17 protein-coding genes are annotated in these 15,221 nt (G+C 54.6%); 8 read left to right on the forward strand and 9 right to left on the reverse strand.

Going from position 1 to position 15,221, the window contains the following annotated elements:
• Positions 1 to 26: 26 nt before the first annotated feature.
• Entirely contained in the window at positions 27 to 332 is a 306-nt protein-coding gene (locus ACJ77P_RS07235; protein ID WP_367359255.1) for an HU family DNA-binding protein, read from the forward strand.
• Positions 333 to 528: 196 nt separating this feature from the next.
• Here ACJ77P_RS07235 and radC read toward each other — a convergent pair whose 3' ends face one another.
• From radC to rsfS, 8 genes are all read right to left on the reverse strand, one after another.
• Positions 529 to 1,227: a RadC family protein gene (radC, locus tag ACJ77P_RS07240; RefSeq protein WP_367359254.1), complete on the reverse strand. Its 699-nt coding sequence runs from the start codon at positions 1,225 to 1,227 to the stop codon at positions 529 to 531.
• Between the two features lie 103 nt (positions 1,228 to 1,330).
• Positions 1,331 to 1,924 (reverse strand): superoxide dismutase, encoded by a 594-nt coding sequence (locus tag ACJ77P_RS07245; protein WP_367359253.1) that lies wholly within the window; start codon positions 1,922 to 1,924, stop codon positions 1,331 to 1,333.
• A gap of 117 nt (positions 1,925 to 2,041) precedes the next feature.
• Positions 2,042 to 2,701: an isoprenoid biosynthesis glyoxalase ElbB gene (gene elbB / locus ACJ77P_RS07250; RefSeq protein WP_367359252.1), complete on the reverse strand. Its 660-nt coding sequence runs from the start codon at positions 2,699 to 2,701 to the stop codon at positions 2,042 to 2,044.
• Between the two features lie 115 nt (positions 2,702 to 2,816).
• Complete coding sequence (gene priA, locus ACJ77P_RS07255; protein WP_408999381.1) at positions 2,817 to 5,279, reverse strand: primosomal protein N'; 2,463 nt, start codon at positions 5,277 to 5,279, stop codon at positions 2,817 to 2,819.
• A gap of 216 nt (positions 5,280 to 5,495) precedes the next feature.
• Positions 5,496 to 5,864 carry an RNA polymerase-binding protein DksA gene (dksA, locus tag ACJ77P_RS07260; protein ID WP_367359250.1) on the reverse strand — a complete coding sequence of 123 codons (369 nt, stop codon included), beginning with the start codon at positions 5,862 to 5,864 and terminating at the stop codon, positions 5,496 to 5,498.
• 99 nt (positions 5,865 to 5,963) lie between these two features.
• On the reverse strand, positions 5,964 to 6,449 hold the full coding sequence (gene rfaE2, locus ACJ77P_RS07265) for a D-glycero-beta-D-manno-heptose 1-phosphate adenylyltransferase (RefSeq protein WP_408999382.1): 486 nt from the start codon (positions 6,447 to 6,449) through the stop codon (positions 5,964 to 5,966).
• 154 nt (positions 6,450 to 6,603) lie between these two features.
• Positions 6,604 to 7,323, reverse strand: a complete 720-nt coding sequence (locus tag ACJ77P_RS07270; RefSeq protein WP_367359249.1) for a ComF family protein — start codon at positions 7,321 to 7,323, stop codon at positions 6,604 to 6,606.
• Entirely contained in the window at positions 7,320 to 7,733 is a 414-nt protein-coding gene (rsfS, locus tag ACJ77P_RS07275) for a ribosome silencing factor (RefSeq protein WP_408999407.1), read from the reverse strand. The genes ACJ77P_RS07270 and rsfS overlap by 4 nt, the downstream gene beginning before the upstream one ends.
• A 137-nt stretch (positions 7,734 to 7,870) precedes the next feature.
• Between rsfS and ACJ77P_RS07280 the strand changes: the two genes are divergently transcribed.
• From ACJ77P_RS07280 to opp4C, 3 genes are all read left to right on the forward strand, one after another.
• A complete protein-coding gene (locus ACJ77P_RS07280; protein WP_367359248.1) occupies positions 7,871 to 8,665 on the forward strand; it encodes a sugar phosphate isomerase/epimerase in 795 nt (264 codons plus the stop codon).
• 143 nt (positions 8,666 to 8,808) lie between these two features.
• Positions 8,809 to 9,783, forward strand: coding sequence for an ABC transporter permease (locus ACJ77P_RS07285; RefSeq protein ID WP_367359247.1), 975 nt, complete (start codon positions 8,809 to 8,811; stop codon positions 9,781 to 9,783).
• A 16-nt stretch (positions 9,784 to 9,799) separates the two neighbouring features.
• Positions 9,800 to 10,636, forward strand: coding sequence for an oligopeptide ABC transporter permease (gene opp4C / locus ACJ77P_RS07290; RefSeq protein ID WP_367359246.1), 837 nt, complete (start codon positions 9,800 to 9,802; stop codon positions 10,634 to 10,636).
• A 126-nt stretch (positions 10,637 to 10,762) separates the two neighbouring features.
• On the opposite strand, the gene pgm is transcribed toward opp4C, so the two are convergent.
• Entirely contained in the window at positions 10,763 to 12,415 is a 1,653-nt protein-coding gene (pgm, locus tag ACJ77P_RS07295; RefSeq protein ID WP_408997879.1) for a phosphoglucomutase (alpha-D-glucose-1,6-bisphosphate-dependent), read from the reverse strand.
• 188 nt (positions 12,416 to 12,603) lie between these two features.
• Here pgm and ACJ77P_RS07300 point away from each other — a divergent pair, with 188 nt between their 5' ends.
• From ACJ77P_RS07300 to thiD, 4 genes are read left to right on the forward strand one after another with little or no spacing between them, the layout of a single operon-like run.
• The gene (locus tag ACJ77P_RS07300; RefSeq protein ID WP_367359244.1) at positions 12,604 to 12,795 is read left to right on the forward strand and encodes a hypothetical protein; all 192 of its coding nucleotides are present in this window, start codon (positions 12,604 to 12,606) and stop codon (positions 12,793 to 12,795) included.
• Complete coding sequence (locus ACJ77P_RS07305; protein ID WP_367359243.1) at positions 12,785 to 13,597, forward strand: TatD family hydrolase; 813 nt, start codon at positions 12,785 to 12,787, stop codon at positions 13,595 to 13,597. The genes ACJ77P_RS07300 and ACJ77P_RS07305 overlap by 11 nt, the downstream gene beginning before the upstream one ends.
• 27 nt (positions 13,598 to 13,624) lie before the next feature.
• On the forward strand, positions 13,625 to 14,296 hold the full coding sequence (locus tag ACJ77P_RS07310) for a thiamine diphosphokinase (RefSeq protein WP_408997880.1): 672 nt from the start codon (positions 13,625 to 13,627) through the stop codon (positions 14,294 to 14,296).
• 7 nt (positions 14,297 to 14,303) lie between these two features.
• Positions 14,304 to 15,146: a bifunctional hydroxymethylpyrimidine kinase/phosphomethylpyrimidine kinase gene (gene thiD / locus ACJ77P_RS07315; protein WP_367359241.1), complete on the forward strand. Its 843-nt coding sequence runs from the start codon at positions 14,304 to 14,306 to the stop codon at positions 15,144 to 15,146.
• Positions 15,147 to 15,221: the final 75 nt, after the last annotated feature.

Below are 15,221 nucleotides of genomic sequence, written 5' to 3' on the forward strand. Positions count from 1 at the left end.
GGCAGGGATCACATAAGGGAGGTATTATGAACAAGTCCGAACTCATAGAGGCTTTAAGTAAAAGGGAAGGTTTAACTGAAAAAAAAGCCATTGAGGTGATTAATCTGCTTTTTAAGGGTTTTACCGAGGAATTGCAAAATGGGGGGAGAATAGAAATCAGGGGGTTTGGCAGTTTTGTTGTGCGAAACTACAATGCCTATACGGGCAGAAACCCAAAAACAGGGAAAAACATTAAAGTGTCTCCGAAAAGATTGCCGTTTTTCAAGGTAGGCAAAGAGCTGAAAGAGCGGGTTGACGGCAAAGGAGGGGACAAGGACCCCGACAGGGGTTGATCGTACAGCGAGATTCCGAAGATTTCCAGAGTGCCTCATTGATATGGAACAGGAGACTGAAAAAGCCTCCTGTTTTTTTTTCAGAAAGGAAGGTCAATCGTCCGTTGACCGTACAGTCTCTTTACGACACCCCGTTATGGAGTGCGGCGTGTGCAAAGCGATCGGATATTTCGGGGAGACTGATTTCAGACGAACATTAAGACGGCATGATCCCCTCTTCACGGAAACTGAAAAAACGGTTCTCGCCGATAATCAGGTGGTCGTGCACCAGGATATCCAGCAGCTTTGCCGTATCGGAAATCGTTTTCGTCAGGCGGATATCCGCATCCGATGGTTTGACATATCCGGACGGATGGTTATGAACAAGGATAATGGCCGATGACTTGTGAAAAAGCGCCCTTTCCAGGACTTGACGGGGGTAGACGACGGCCTGGTTCACAATGCCTTTCTGCAGAGTTTCGAAAGCAATGGCCCGGTTTTGCGTGTCGAGATACAGAACACAGAAGTTTTCATCTTTCAGTCCTCCCAGCGCGGTTTTGCAGAAATCGAGCAATTCGCCCGTACAGGTGATCTGGGGCTTTTCCTTAACCCTTTCCTGAAGGTAAAGAGTTCCAATTTCCTTGACCAGCTTGATCAGGCCGGCAGCATGGTGGCTGATGCCACTGGTCTGTGTAAGCTCACTCACGTCGGCATCCATAATGCCCCGGAGCGAGCCAAGGCGTTCAAGGAGATCTTTGGCTGGAATCTTGAGGTCTTTTCTCGGAATTGCATAGGAGAGAAGAAGCTCCACGGCTTCGTAATCGTGAAAGGCCTGAAGTCCGCATTCAAAGAATTTCTTTTTCAGGCGCTCCCGGTGTCCGATGTAGTGTGGCGCTGAAGTGGGTGATGCTTTCATGTTTTTTAAGCGGCTGGGAAATTCCTGCTCAAAGGCTGTTTCGCTAAAAAAAGCCTCTCCGCCGGACGGATGACCTTTCCGGCGTAGAGGCTCGCTTTAAGAATTACCCGAGAAGTGAGTTGACGAAATTCCAGTTGATCAGCTTGTCTACGAAGGTGTTCAGATAATCGGCCCGCCGGTTCTGATAATCCAGGTAGTAGGCATGCTCCCAAACGTCAACAGTCAAGAGGGGCTTCTGTCCATGGACGAGAGGATTGTCTGCGTTAGCGGTTTTCACGATTTTAAGCTGATCCTTTTCCAGGACAAGCCAGGCCCAGCCGCTTCCGAACTGGGTCAGACCGGCATTTTTGAATTCCTCTGCAAATTTTTCAAAGCTTCCCCAGGTTGACTGGATTTTTGAGGCAATGGCACCTGTCGCGGGTCCTCCACCATTGGGCATCATGCACTGCCAGTAGAAGCTGTGATTCCAGACTTGCGCCACGTTGTTGAAAATACCTGTTTTGGCGGCATCGCCGGCCGTTTTCACGATGATCGTTTCAAGGCTTTCGTTGACGAGGTCCGTGTCTGCAAGAAGCTTGTTGGCATTGTCTACGTAGGCCTTATGATGCTTACCGTGGTGAAAATCAAGGGTGCCGGCACTGAGGTTTGGTGCCAGTGCTTCCTTGGAATAGGGAAGATCCGGTAGCGATATGGTCATATCATTTCTCCTTTCATTGTGTTGTTAATCCTGGAAACAAGGGCCATTTCGAGGTGGAGGGCTTCATGACACGTCTTGCAGGCTCGCTGCATTGTTTCTCTTCGGGAAGAAGGCGATTCAAGAGGCTGCGAGTTCCAAAATCTTCATCACCAGCTTTTCAATGCCCTTTGCGACATCCTTGATGCCTGGCCCAAGCATGTAGGCCGGTGTTGTAACCAGTTTGTTGCGTAGATCAACGAAGATCTCATCGACTGCGGCGGCGGAGTGCTTTCCCCCCATGGCTTCGATGGCAGATACCGTATCGGAATCATTACCGATGGTGACCTCCGGGTTTCTTCCGTTGAGCGCCCTGGTCAGCGTCACAGGCGCAATGCAGATGGCGCCTATCGGTTTGCCGGCCTGGGCCATTTCGTTCAGGATCCTTTTCACATCAGGATGAACTTCGGCCTCGGTCCCCTTCACGGCGTAATTGCTTAGATTTTTTGCCGCACCGTACCCACCGGGAAGAATAAGGCCATCCAGGTCATCCACTTTGATATTCCGGATATTTTGTATGGTGCCGCGGGCAATTCTCGCCGATTCGACCAAAACGTTTCGTTTCCCGTCCATCGGCAGACCTGTTGAATGATTTATGACATCGAACTGATCCACATCAGGTGCCATGCATACGATTTCCGCCCCTTCCCGGTCCAGGAACAGCATGGTAAGAACCGCTTCATGGATCTCAGACCCATCGTAGACACCACACCCTGAAAGCAAAACGCCAATTTTAGACATCTATCGATTCCTTTCCGGCTGTAACGTGAGATGCAGCATTCTGGAACGCACTGACAAGAGAACATGACTTAACACCTATTAATTTAAACAAAAGGATGCGGTGTGTCAATTCAAATTACATGAAGCTCATGGGGTCTACATCCAACTTGATATCCAGCGTCTTCGTCTGACCGGAAAGGATCAGGTGGCGGGCCAGGGAATGAAGGGCATGGATGTTGTCGCTCTTGAGGAGAATCTGCCAGCGGTGACGGTTTTTGATCCGCGCAATGGGCGCTTCCGCGGGACCGATCACTTCAACAACGGGGGCGCCCCCGGAGGGATTCCGGCTCCAGGTCCTGGCCCTGCGGCCAAGTTCGTCCACCTCCTGACGCCCCCGGTCCTGGTTCAGGCTGGAGAGCTGAAGGTTGATCATGCGGGAGAAGGGTGGGTAGTTCAGGGATTTTCGTATCCGGAGCTCCTCTTCGATAAAACCGGAATAATCATGATCCTTCGCTCTCAGAATCGCGTAGTGGTCGGGATTGAATGTCTGGATGATGACCTGAGCTTTTTCCGGCCCCCGGCCACCTCTTCCTGAAACCTGGGCAAGGAGCTGAAAGGTTCGTTCCGCAGCCCGGAAGTCAGGGAGATTCAGGGACGTATCGGCTGAAATGACGCCCACCAGCGTCACATTGGAAAAATCGTGGCCTTTGGTAATCATCTGCGTTCCAATAAGCAGGTCAATTTCATGCCGGTCAAAGTCTCTGAGAATCCGGGCATGGGCTCCTCTGGCGGTTGTTGTGTCACGGTCCATCCTGGAGGTCCGTATCTGGGGAAAGGTCATTTTGATCTCGTCTTCAAGGCGTTCGGTCCCGGCTCCGAAAAACTGGATGTCCCGTCCGTGGCACGTCGGGCAAAAAGAAGGCGTTGATACGGAATAATCGCAGTAGTGGCAGCGTAGCTGGTTTGCCTTGGCGTGAAGCGTAAGGGATACGGAGCAGTTTGGGCAGGATAGGGCATTGCCGCATTCCGGACAGAACAGAAAGGTGTGAAACCCTCTCCGGTTCAGGAACAGGATCGCCTGTCTTCTTTCAGAAAACGTTCGATGCAGGGCCGATTGAAGGGCGTCGGAAAGGACTTGAAATTGTCCATTTCCATCCCGCTGAACCTTCATATCCACAACCTCCACCTCTGGAAGCGGACGGTTTTCGACCCGGCGGGGCAGGGAAAGGGAGGTGTACTTTCCCCGGCGGACCGAATAAACGCTGCGGATGTCCGGAGTCGCCGAACCCAGGACAACGACGGCGGAACTCATCTTGGCGCGAACCACGGCAAGATCCCGAGCGGAATAACGCATCCTGACATCCTGCTTATAGGAAGAGTCATGCTCCTCATCAACGATGATCAGCCTCAAATCGGGTACGGGAGCAAAGACGGCCGAACGGGCGCCGATGACCAGCCGGATTTCCCCCTTCTGGATCCGGCGCCAGTTGTCGTAGCGGACTCCTCTTCCGATATCGCTGTGAAGAACGGCAATTTCCTCCCCTTGAAAGCGCTGCTGGACACGATGCAGCAGTTGAGGAGTAAGGCCTATTTCCGGTACGAGATAGAGCGCTCCACCACCGGTGGCCAACACATGATCCATCGCCGAGAAATAGACCTCCGTCTTTCCGCTTCCCGTTACCCCATGAAGAAGACAGGAGAGGAATTTCTTCCTGGTCAGCCCGGCTTTTAACGCGTTGACGGCGGCCACCTGGTCGTCATTGAGCTGAATCTGCCGATCGGGTCTCATCTCCCGGGGCTCCGTCGATGAACGGTAAACTTCCCGGTGGGAAAGGGCAACGACGCCCTTTTTGAGAAGCTGGCGAACGACAGGGGAATGGGAACCGAAGCAGGCCCGCAGTTCATCGACGCCGGCGGCCCCCTTACGCTCAAGGTAGGCGACGATCTCCTTTTGACGTTCTGAGAGGCGCGCATTGGAGGGTCTGCCGACAGCGAGGGAAACAAGCTGTTCCGTTTTTTTACGAACATCGGGCGATTTCAGGCATTCCAGGGTCGTCACCAGATTTGCTGAAACCAGTGCGGACAGATCTTTCCGGATCGGCCCATTGGCCAGGAGGGATTGCAGGCGGCTTAAGGACATTCCTTTCGGCGACGCCTTCAGCCGCTCCAAAATATTCTTCTGCCTTTCCGGAAGAGAATTTAGCGGAGTGGCCGAAACATCCAGCGCCACGTATCTCCTGTCAGACGTCAGATTGATGCCCCCGGGAAGAATCTCGTGAAGGGCTTTACCCAGGGGGTAATGATAATAGGAGGCAGCCCAGGAATAAAAGGCCAGATCGTCGGAAGAGAACAGGGGATCCGTATCCAGAATTTCCAGGATGTCGCGGACATTGTCGACATCCGGCCCGTCTAGAACTCCCACGATATATCCGGTAAGCCTGCGCGAGCCGAAGGGAACCAGCGCCCGCTTCCCCACGTCTGCACATCCACGGAGAGGATCCGGCACGGAATAGGTGAACGGAGAGTCCGCCGGGATGTTGATCGCAATTTTTACATACATGAGCAGGGGGAATGTACGAGGATTCCGGCGTTGAAACATGCTGCCGGGTTCAAAACGCTCTTGATGGGGGTCCTGGCCGGTTCATCGACGGGATTTGTCATCGCCTGTTTTTCAGGGCGGCGCCTTTGTGTTACGATGTCACCATCGAATCGGAAATTGGATGTGATGGGAACTAGTTATAAAAAGGGAGTTAAATTCGGCACAAAGGCAGCCTGAAAGATAGGGTTGACAAAAGGGATGATGACACCTGCCGGACTATTCTCCCTTCAGCTTTTCGAGCTTTTCCTGCCGGGTCTTACAGTCGATGCAAAGAGTCGTTACCGGTCTGGCTATGAGGCGTTTTTCGGAGATCGGTCCGCCGCAGACCTCGCAGACACCGAATTCGCCTTCATCAATGCGCTTTATGGCCTCTTGCATTTTGGCAATGAGCCGTCTCTCGCGATCGCGCATCCTGAGCTCAAAATTTCTGTCGGATTCCAGAGAGGCCCTGTCTGTCGGATCCGGATAATTTTCCTTGCTGTCCGTCATATCCGCGACGGTCTTTTCGGCATCCTCAAGCAGTTCATTAATCTTCTGGGTCAGCAGCATTCGAAAAAACTGAAGTTTTTCAGATGATAAACTCATTTCACTTACCTTAAACTCATATCAGTATGGTGATGATGGAGACGTCAAATTACCGGAAACGCAGTTTGTACACAAATCACGGAAATTTGTAAAGCGAAATTATAGCTTATCTCGGTAAACCGCTAAAATCTTATCCACAATGTTCGTGGTGGAAGCGCCCGGAATTTCCGGGATGATCGACACGGTTCCACCCCAGCTCAGGACCTCCCTGCGGCCCACGACCTGATCTTCCGGCCAGTCTCCGCCCTTGATCAGCACATCCGGTTTCAGATAGAGGATGAGGTTCAGGGGGGTTGATTCGTCGAAAAGAGTGACATAATCCACAAATTCAAGGCAGGAAAGAAGCTCCGCCCGCTCATCCTGTGGAATCAGCGGCCTTTTTTCCCCCTTGATCCGACGGACGGAGGCATCGCTGTTCAAGGCCAGAATGAGGACATCGCCCTTTTCGCGTGCCTGCCGGAGATATCGGGTATGCCCGACATGAAGGATATCAAAGCAGCCGTTGGTAAAGGCGATTTTCTTCCCCTGACGGCGCAGTTCATCAACGTTGTCTTTCAGGTTTTTCCAGTCGAGTATCTTGTCCACTTCAAAAAGCTCTCCTCATAAAGAATCGTGTTCATCTCACATCCCACTTCCGTCCAAGGGAAGGATCCCTGCGGATTAATTCTCCAGCGGGAATCGGAAGGGGGTCGATCACCGGCAAAATTCCTTGAACCCGGTTCGGCAGCCCCGGGAGACCTCATGCCCTGGCAACGGTCGCCACTGCCACCGACTGTGCTCCGCCTTCGATAAGAACACGGGCGCATTCTGTAACGGTGCTCCCCGTTGTGTAGACGTCGTCGATCAGAAGAATCTTCGAGTTCTCTATCTCCTTGCCGCGGACGCACACAAAAGCCTCCCGGACATTTTCCTCCCGTTGTTTTCTTCCCAGGCCGATCTGAGGGTCGGTATGGCGGCGTCTGCGCAGGGACTGGAAATCAAGGGTCAGAGTAAAATCCCGGGCGATCGCCCTGGCCAGGATAAGAGACTGGTTGAAACCCCTCTTTCTGAGGCGCTTCACATGGAGCGGCACCGGAATGACCCGGTCGTAATCATGGACTGGAAAATGCTCTCCGACACAGGAGGAAAGGATCTTCCCGAGGGCGATTCCGGCAGGGATTTCCCCCCGGTATTTCAAGGCATGAACGGCTTCCAGAAGGACGGATTCGTATCGCCCGATGGAACGGCAGATCTGGAAGGGGGGAGGCGATTCGGTACATCGAGGGCATGTGATCGCGCTGTTCTCGCCGGAAGGCAGAGGGGCACCGCATATCTGGCACATGGGAGGCGAGAGAAAGGAAATCCGGCTCCAGCATTCCTGGCAGAAGCCGCCGCTCTCACCGGAAATCAGAAGATCGTTACATGAAAGACAACGGGGGGGATAAAAAAGATCGACAAGGCCCCTGAAGAACGAATTCAAGATGCGATCCCGTTGCTCAAGCTATTCAATTCCGTGGCTTCACCGGGAACATCCATTCTCGGCGCATCGGCCCAGAGGCGTTCCAGGTCGTAAAATTCCCTCAGCGGCTGGTAGAATACATGCACAATGACATCGGTATAATCGAGGAGAATCCACTTGCCGGCTTGTTCCCCTTCCACTCCCAGGGGGAGAATTCCGGACTTTTTCATCCGCTCCTGCACCGCGTCGGCAATTGCCTGCACCTGACGGTCGGAGGCGCCGTCACAGATGATGAAATAATCCGCAAAGGCCGATATGTCCTTGACGTTTAGAATCACGAGCCTCCCGGCTTTACGTTCCAGGATGGCGTTGGCGATGATCAGAACCTTTGAGCTTGAATCCGGCTCGCTGTTTTTCGTTTCGGTGATAATGGAAGAATGCCCCCCTTAGTGAACGGAAAAATCCCGTAATATGCGCAAAATTAACAAAGCCAGGGGGAACTGTCAATTGGAAAGTGGCTCGAATATGTCGTTGTGATAACGGGTGTGTTGTGATAATGGGACCCTCTATGGGTGACATTCTAGATTACTTGCAGGTGCACATCCCTTTTGGCATGCTTCATGGTGATTTTCTCGATCGGATCGTCGAGGAAAAGATCTCTCCCGAGATCGGATTCAACTGTGCCGTTCTGGATACAACAAAGAGGGACCGCTTTCAGGAGGTGGCTGAACGCCTCGGGTATGCCGGTTTGAAGGTCACGTTTCATGCTCCGTTCATGGATTTGAGGCCCGGCGCCATTGATCCCCGGATCCGTGAGGTATCCCGGGACCGCCTCTTGCAAGTCTTCGATCTGGTTCCACTATTTCGTCCTCTCCGTGTTGTCTGCCATCCCTCCTTTGACTCCCGCTATTATCTCTCAACGGAAGGGCAGTGGCTGGAGAACAGCCTGGCGCTGTGGCAGTCATTTGCCGCTCTGGCCGAGGAGTTGAATACGATGATCGTACTGGAAAATGTCTACGAGGAGACACCGCGCCAGCTCCTTACTCTCCTTAGAGGACTGAATTCCCGAACGGTCGGATTCTGCTTCGATACGGGGCATTACAATGTCTTTTCAGGCTGCCCCCTTGAAGTCTGGCTGAAGGAACTGGGAGGATATCTGGCAGAGGTTCATCTTCATGACAATGACGGGTGCAGGGATCTGCATCTTCCCGTGGGGGAGGGGACGTTTCCCTTTGAGCCGCTGTTCTGCTTCCTTCGGGAATGCATCCAGAAACCCATCCTGACGCTCGAAGCGCATTCGGAGCCGCATTTTTTAAAAACGGTAGAAACGCTGCAGAAAAACCGTCTTTTTGGACTGGCTTGACATCCCCGGCATTTCAGAAGAAAAGGGCCGCCGTGGCGGATGGCGTCGAAGCCCCGAGCATTTGAGGACCGATCCGGCCGATAGGCATTGCAGGCAGCCGGGAAAAGCGAATCAGGGTTATTTCACCAAGGGAGAGGAAATCCGTGCTTCGATATATTTTGAAACGCCTGCTCTTCATGATTCCTCTGCTTATCGGGATTTCGATCATCTGTTTTTTCGTGATGCACCTGGCACCCGGCCTGCCCACCGATCTGGAAACCCAGATGAACCCCAGAGCCTCCGCAGAAGCAAGGGAAAGGCTGAAGGCCCTCTACGACCTGGACAAGCCCCTTCATCAGCAATATCTGATCTGGGCGAAAAAGCTCCTCGTCTTCGACCTGGGGACTTCGTTTTCCGCCGATCACCGTCCCGTGGCGGAAAAGATCATGGAACGGCTGCCGATTACCATTACGCTTAATGTCCTGTCCCTGCTTCTGATTTTTGTCATAGCCATCCCGCTCGGCGTGCTTTCCGCAGTCCACCAGGATACGTTGTTCGACCGGATCACCAGCATTTTCGTCTTCGTTGGATTTGCCACACCAACCTTCTGGCTTGCCCTCCTTCTCATGATTTTTTTCGGCATACAACTCGGCTGGCTTCCCGTTTCCGGCATCCGCTCCTTGAACTACGAATACCTTCCGCCGGGTGCGGCGCTCCTGGATTTCGGGAAGCACCTGATTCTTCCGGTCTTTCTTTCCGCCTTCGGCGGCCTTGCCGGTTTGTCCCGGTATATGAGGGCCAACATGCTGGAGGTGATCCGTCAGGATTACATCATGACGGCACGGGCGAAAGGGTTAAGCGAGCGGGCGGTCATCTACAGGCATGCCCTCCGCAACGCCCTTCTACCGGTCATCACGATCCTGGGCCTGTCCGTACCAGGCCTGATCGGCGGCAGTGTAATTTTTGAGACGATTTTCGCCATCCCGGGCATGGGCCAGCTTTTTTACATGTCCGTCATGGCTCGGGATTATCCGACGGTGATGGGGATTCTCTTTAGCGGGGCCATTCTGACGCTGATCGGCAACCTGCTGGCCGACGTCTGTTACGCCCTGGCTGATCCCCGGATTCGCGTGTCCTGAAAGGAATGTTATTCGAATGGGCAAGGATTTCTGGCGCCGATTTCGCAAAAACCGCCTGGCTCTTGCAGGGAGCGTTCTGGTGCTGTTTCTCTTTTTTGTTTCGCTCCTTGCGCCATGGCTGGCACCGTACGACCCCAATGCGATCGACTTGAAGAATATCCTGGCGCCGCCCTCCGCCGAGCACTGGTTCGGTACGGATCAGCTGGGCAGGGATGTGTGCAGCCGGATGATCTGGGGGGCGGGAATCTCCCTTAAGGTCGGCTTTGTGGCCACAGGCATCGCCATTCTGATCGGAACGATCCTGGGGGCTGTTTCCGGTTACTACGGTGGCTGGGTCGACTCTGTCATCATGCGGTTTGTGGACATCATGCTCTGTTTTCCCACGTTTTTCCTGATTCTTGCCGTTATCGCCCTACTTGAGCCCTCCATCTGGAACATCATGATCATCATCGGAATTACCGGCTGGATGGGGATTACACGCCTGGTCCGGGCGGATTTCATTTCGCTGAAAGAGCGCGACTTCATCCTGGCGGCACGGGCCATCGGGGCAAGCGATATGCGGATCATCTTCGGCCACATGCTTCCCAACGCCATGGCCTCCATTCTCGTGACGGCCACCCTTGGCGTTGCCGGGGCGATTCTGACGGAATCGGCCCTGAGCTTCCTGGGCATCGGAGTGCAACCGCCCACTCCAAGCTGGGGAAACATTTTAACCGCCGGAAAGGACAACATCGACATTGCCTGGTGGCTTTCCCTCTATCCCGGCCTGGCCATCCTCCTCACGGTGCTGGGCTACAATCTCCTGGGAGAGGGCATCCGCGATTCCCTCGATCCCCGGCTGCGCCGGCGTTGACACAGGCGGGGCCATCTTCCTGCTCCGGATCGAAGCGCGAAGCGGCCGGGCTCCCAATCGCAGAAGCGACAGGCCGGCGATTGCCGAGAAACAGCGGGCAGCGGCGTCCTGGTACTCCGCCTTGCTTCAGACCCCCGATGCGCTGAAGGTGGCATTGATCAGCACCTGGGCCTCTTCCCTGATCTGCTCAAGGTGCTCTCTGCCCTTGAAGCTTTCCAGGTAGATCTTGTAAATGTCTTCCGTACCTGAAGGTCTGGCGGCAAACCAGCCGTTTTCTGTCACCACTTTTAGACCGTCAATGGGGGCGCCATTTCCGGGAGCCTCCGTCAGGGTGGCAATGATGGGTTCTCCCGCCAGTTGGGAAGCGGACACCCGGGAGGGGGAAAGCTTCTTGAGAACAGCCTTCCGGGCGGGCGACGCGGCGACGTCCATGCGGTCGTAGAGGGAGATGCCAAAACGCCCGGTCAGTTCGGCATAGATTTCACCAGGATCGCGTTGCGTTCGAGCGAGGATTTCCGCCGCCAGAAGATCCATGATAAATCCGTCCTTATCCGTTGTCCAAACCGTGCCGTCCTTTCGAAGGAAGGTCGCACCGGCGCTTTCCTCTCCTCCAAAGCCGAATTCGCCGGAAAGCAATCCGGGAACGAACCATTTGAATCCCACGGGAACTTCAGACAGCCTGCGCTTGAGAGACGCGGCGATCCGGTCGATCATTCCGCTGGACACAAGGGTTTTGCCGATGGCGACCTTGCGGTCCCATTGCGGACGGTTCGAAAAGAGGTACCAGATGGCCACGGAAAGAAAGGCATTTGGATTCAGGAGGCCGGCGCTGCGGGTGACGATCCCGTGGCGGTCGAAATCCGGATCGTTTCCGAAGGCGATGTCGAAGCGGTCCTTCAGTTCGATCAGCCTGGCCATGGCATAGGGAGAGGAGCAATCCATCCGGATCTTGCCGTCCTTGTCCAGGGTCATAAAGGAAAAGGTGGGGTCCACGCGCGGATTGACCACCTCGATATCGAGACGATAGCGATCGGCGATGCGAGCCCAGAAGGACACCCCGGAGCCGCCCATGGGATCCGACCCGATCCTGAGGCCGGCGGCCGCGATAGCGTCCATGTCGAGGACATTGTTCAGGTCGTCGACGTAGGGTTGGATGTAATCATGTTGACGAACCGTTTCGCTCTTCAGGGCCTTGTTCAGGGAAATTCGTCGGATGGACCTGAGGCCGTCGCTCAGAAGGCCATTGGCCCGCTTTTCGATATCCGCGGTGACAGTCGTGTCGGCAGGCCCGCCATGCGGCGGATTGTATTTGATGCCCCCGTCGACAGGGGGATTATGGGAGGGCGTAATGACGATGCCGTCGGCAACATCCGAAGTGCGGCCCCTGTTCCAGGTCAGAATGGCATGGGAAATGACGGGAGTCGGCGTATAGCCACCATCCGCCTGGATACACACCAGGACCCCGTTGGCGGACAGGACTTCCAGGGCCGTGGCGAAGGCCGGCTCTGACAGGGCGTGTGTATCCATGCCGAGATAAAGCGGGCCGGTCAGCCCGATTTCCTTCCGGTAATCACAGATGGCCTGGCAAACGGCCAGGATATGATCCTCGTTAAAGCTCCAGTTTCGAGGCGTCCCGCGGTGGCCGGACGTTCCGAAAGCGACCCTCTGTTCCGCCTGGGACACATCGGGATGGTTTGTATAATACAAGGATACGAGCTTGGGAATATTGGCCAGCAGTGAAGGTGGGACCGGCTTTCCGGCCAAGGGATGAAGAGACATAAGGCACCTCCTGAGTAGTCGTTCTTTTTAAAACATATTAACTCACTTGACAGGGAGTCGCCAGATAAATTAGAGAGACTGCGACGTATTATGGAACGTTAGAGGAATAAGTTGCGGAAATGTAAAAAATATTATAGAAAACAGCCGAAAATACGGGCTCAGGATGGCTGATGACGGAGGTTTTGTACATGGAAAAAAGGTTGGAAGGCGTTCGGGGAGAGATTGACCGGAGAATTCTGGACAAAATGCTGATGCACAGGGATATTTCTCCCGAGGAACTCAGGGCATACACGGATTCTCTTCCCGATGTATCGGATAACATGGAAGAGATCATCGTGGAGATTACAGAGGAGTCGGAAAACGAGCGACATGATGATTGACTCTCATGCTCACCTTGAGATGAAGGACTTTGATGACGACCGGAAGGACGTCATCGCCCGGGCGAAGGAAGCCGGGGTTGCCGCCATTGTCACCATTGGAACGGATCTTGACGACGCTTGCAAAGCGGTGGAAATCGCCTCGCAGTACGAGTGCGTCTACGCAGCGGTGGGAATTCATCCCCATGAAGTCAAGAGGATTGACCCGAAGACGTATGACCGCATGCTCGATTTGGCGGCGAGACCCAAGGTCGTCGCCTACGGCGAAATCGGATTGGATTTTTTCAAGAATCGTTCTCCGAGAGAGGTGCAGATCCGTCGGTTCGGGGAGCAGCTGGAACTGGCGGAAGACTTGAACCTTCCCGTTGTGATTCACGATCGGGAGGCCCATCGGGAAACGATGGAGCTCCTGTCCGCGTGGAAGGGCTCCGGGAGAGGCGTCATCCACTGCTTTTCCGGCGACTATGCCATGGCCCGGAAATGCCTGGATTTGGGTTTTTATATCTCCATTCCGGGAACGGTCACCTTTCCCAAATCAGACACCCTGCGCGATGTCGTCCGCCGTGTCCCCGCCGAATCGCTTCTGGTTGAAACGGACGCCCCGTTTCTGACGCCGGAACCCCATCGGGGAAAACGAAATGAATCCGCCTTTGTGAAATACACGGCGATGAGGGTGGCGGAGCTCAAGAACATGCCCTTTGAGGCGCTGGCACAGATGACGGCGCAAAACGCCTGCAGGATTTTCAAGATCGATCTTGAATCGACAACGGGAAGGGACAGGAACGTAGAGTCTTCGAAAAAGTGACGTGTCTTACCCGCACGAAGAGGAAACATGAAAAAGAGAGCCGCGGTGATTTGTGGCGGTCAGATTCGCGATTATTCCTGGTTCCGGAAGAGGATTTCCGATCTGGATCCATGCAGGATCATCTGTGCCGACGTGGGGGCCGCACACTGCCTGAGGATCGACGTGGATCCGGAAGTGGTGATCGGCGACATGGATTCCCTTGATCCAGAGACGGCGGAGGATCTTGTCCGGCGGGGAACGAGAATATCCGGTTATCCCCCGGAAAAGGATGAGACAGACACACAGCTTGCGCTGCAGTACGCCCTGTCCCTGGAACCCGAGGAGATCCGGATTTTCGGCGCAATGGGTGGCCGGATCGATCACACCCTGGCCAACCTGTCCATTCTTAAAATCGCCCTGGATCAGGGGGTCCCCACACGGCTTGTTGACGAATGGTGCGAGATTCTCATGATTCGCGATTCCTGCGTCCTGGAAGGAGAAGCAGGCCAGACCGTGTCCCTTTTTCCTTTTTCTTCGGCGGTGACGGGGATCACCCTGAGAGGCTTTGCCTACCCCCTGGAAAACAACGCCATGGAAATCGGCCGTCCCTACGGGATCAGCAATGTTCTGACAGACCAGCGGGGATTCATTTCACTGGCCGATGGAATTCTTCTTGTCATCCATTATTACCGCAAGGGGCATTTCCCGGAAGGAGCCTGAGAAGACGATGGAAAGAAAACCGGCCCGCGTCCTTACCATCGCAGGATCGGACTCCGGCGGAGGGGCGGGCATTCAGGCGGACCTGAAGACCATTACCGTACTGGGCGGTTTCGGGATGAGTGTCATCACGGCCTTGACGGCACAGAACACCCTGGGCGTTCAGGGCATCTTCGAAGTGCCGATCCCCTTCATCGAACAGCAGTTTGATTCCGTTGCAACCGACATCGGCGTTGATGCCGCCAAGACAGGCATGCTGGTCAACTCCGCCGTCATTCGCGCCGTTGCAGCGAAAATCCGCCGATACGGAATTGAACGGCTAGTCGTCGATCCGGTCATGGTGGCCAAGGGCGGAGTGCGGCTTATCAGGGATGAAGCCCTGGACAGCCTGGTTTCGGAACTTATTCCCCTCGCGCTCGTCGTGACGCCCAACGTGCCGGAAGCTGAGGTTCTCGCCGGCATGGCCATCGGCTCCGTCGAGGACATGAAGAAAGCAGCCCGGAACATCCGGGAACTGGGTGTTCCCAACGTGATCGTCAAGGGAGGCCATCTGACTGGCCCGGCCACTGATATTCTTTTTGATGGCAGCAGGTTCTACGAATTCACGTCCGAGCGCATAGCCACAACGGACTGCCACGGGACTGGCTGCACATATTCCGCTGCCATTGCCACCGCCCTTGCGCGGGGAACATCACTGCTCGAATCGATCCGGGAAGCGAAGGCCTATATCTCCAAGGTGATCCGCTTTGCCTGGCATATCGGGCAGGGACACGGACCCACGAATCATGCCGCCCCCTTTTTGATGCCCTCGACCCGCTTCTTCCATTTATCGATCAAAGATGATATTCCGTGAGGAACGGCGGGCGCGGCAACGGTCGTTGGGGAAGCCATGACGTTTGTGAATCGATGGCAGCGACGGAATACATTC

The sequence above is a fragment of the Syntrophus buswellii genome (assembly GCF_046097065.1).
GTDB lineage: Bacteria > Desulfobacterota > Syntrophia > Syntrophales > Syntrophaceae > Syntrophus > Syntrophus buswellii.

Excerpts from the sequence above, each read along its gene's own strand:
- ACJ77P_RS07235 (WP_367359255.1), top strand. The coding sequence starts at position 27 with ATGAACAAGTCCGAACTCATAGAGGCTTTAAGTAAAAGGGAAGGTTTA.
- radC (WP_367359254.1), bottom strand. The coding sequence starts at position 1,227 with ATGAAAGCATCACCCACTTCAGCGCCACACTACATCGGACACCGGGAG.
- ACJ77P_RS07245 (WP_367359253.1), bottom strand. The coding sequence starts at position 1,924 with ATGACCATATCGCTACCGGATCTTCCCTATTCCAAGGAAGCACTGGCA.
- elbB (WP_367359252.1), bottom strand. The coding sequence starts at position 2,701 with ATGTCTAAAATTGGCGTTTTGCTTTCAGGGTGTGGTGTCTACGATGGG.
- priA (WP_408999381.1), bottom strand. The coding sequence starts at position 5,279 with ATGTTTCAACGCCGGAATCCTCGTACATTCCCCCTGCTCATGTATGTA.
- dksA (WP_367359250.1), bottom strand. The coding sequence starts at position 5,864 with ATGAGTTTATCATCTGAAAAACTTCAGTTTTTTCGAATGCTGCTGACC.
- ACJ77P_RS07280 (WP_367359248.1), top strand. The coding sequence starts at position 7,871 with ATGGGTGACATTCTAGATTACTTGCAGGTGCACATCCCTTTTGGCATG.
- opp4C (WP_367359246.1), top strand. The coding sequence starts at position 9,800 with ATGGGCAAGGATTTCTGGCGCCGATTTCGCAAAAACCGCCTGGCTCTT.
- pgm (WP_408997879.1), bottom strand. The coding sequence starts at position 12,415 with ATGTCTCTTCATCCCTTGGCCGGAAAGCCGGTCCCACCTTCACTGCTG.
- ACJ77P_RS07300 (WP_367359244.1), top strand. The coding sequence starts at position 12,604 with ATGGAAAAAAGGTTGGAAGGCGTTCGGGGAGAGATTGACCGGAGAATT.
- ACJ77P_RS07305 (WP_367359243.1), top strand. The coding sequence starts at position 12,785 with ATGATGATTGACTCTCATGCTCACCTTGAGATGAAGGACTTTGATGAC.
- ACJ77P_RS07310 (WP_408997880.1), top strand. The coding sequence starts at position 13,625 with ATGAAAAAGAGAGCCGCGGTGATTTGTGGCGGTCAGATTCGCGATTAT.
- thiD (WP_367359241.1), top strand. The coding sequence starts at position 14,304 with ATGGAAAGAAAACCGGCCCGCGTCCTTACCATCGCAGGATCGGACTCC.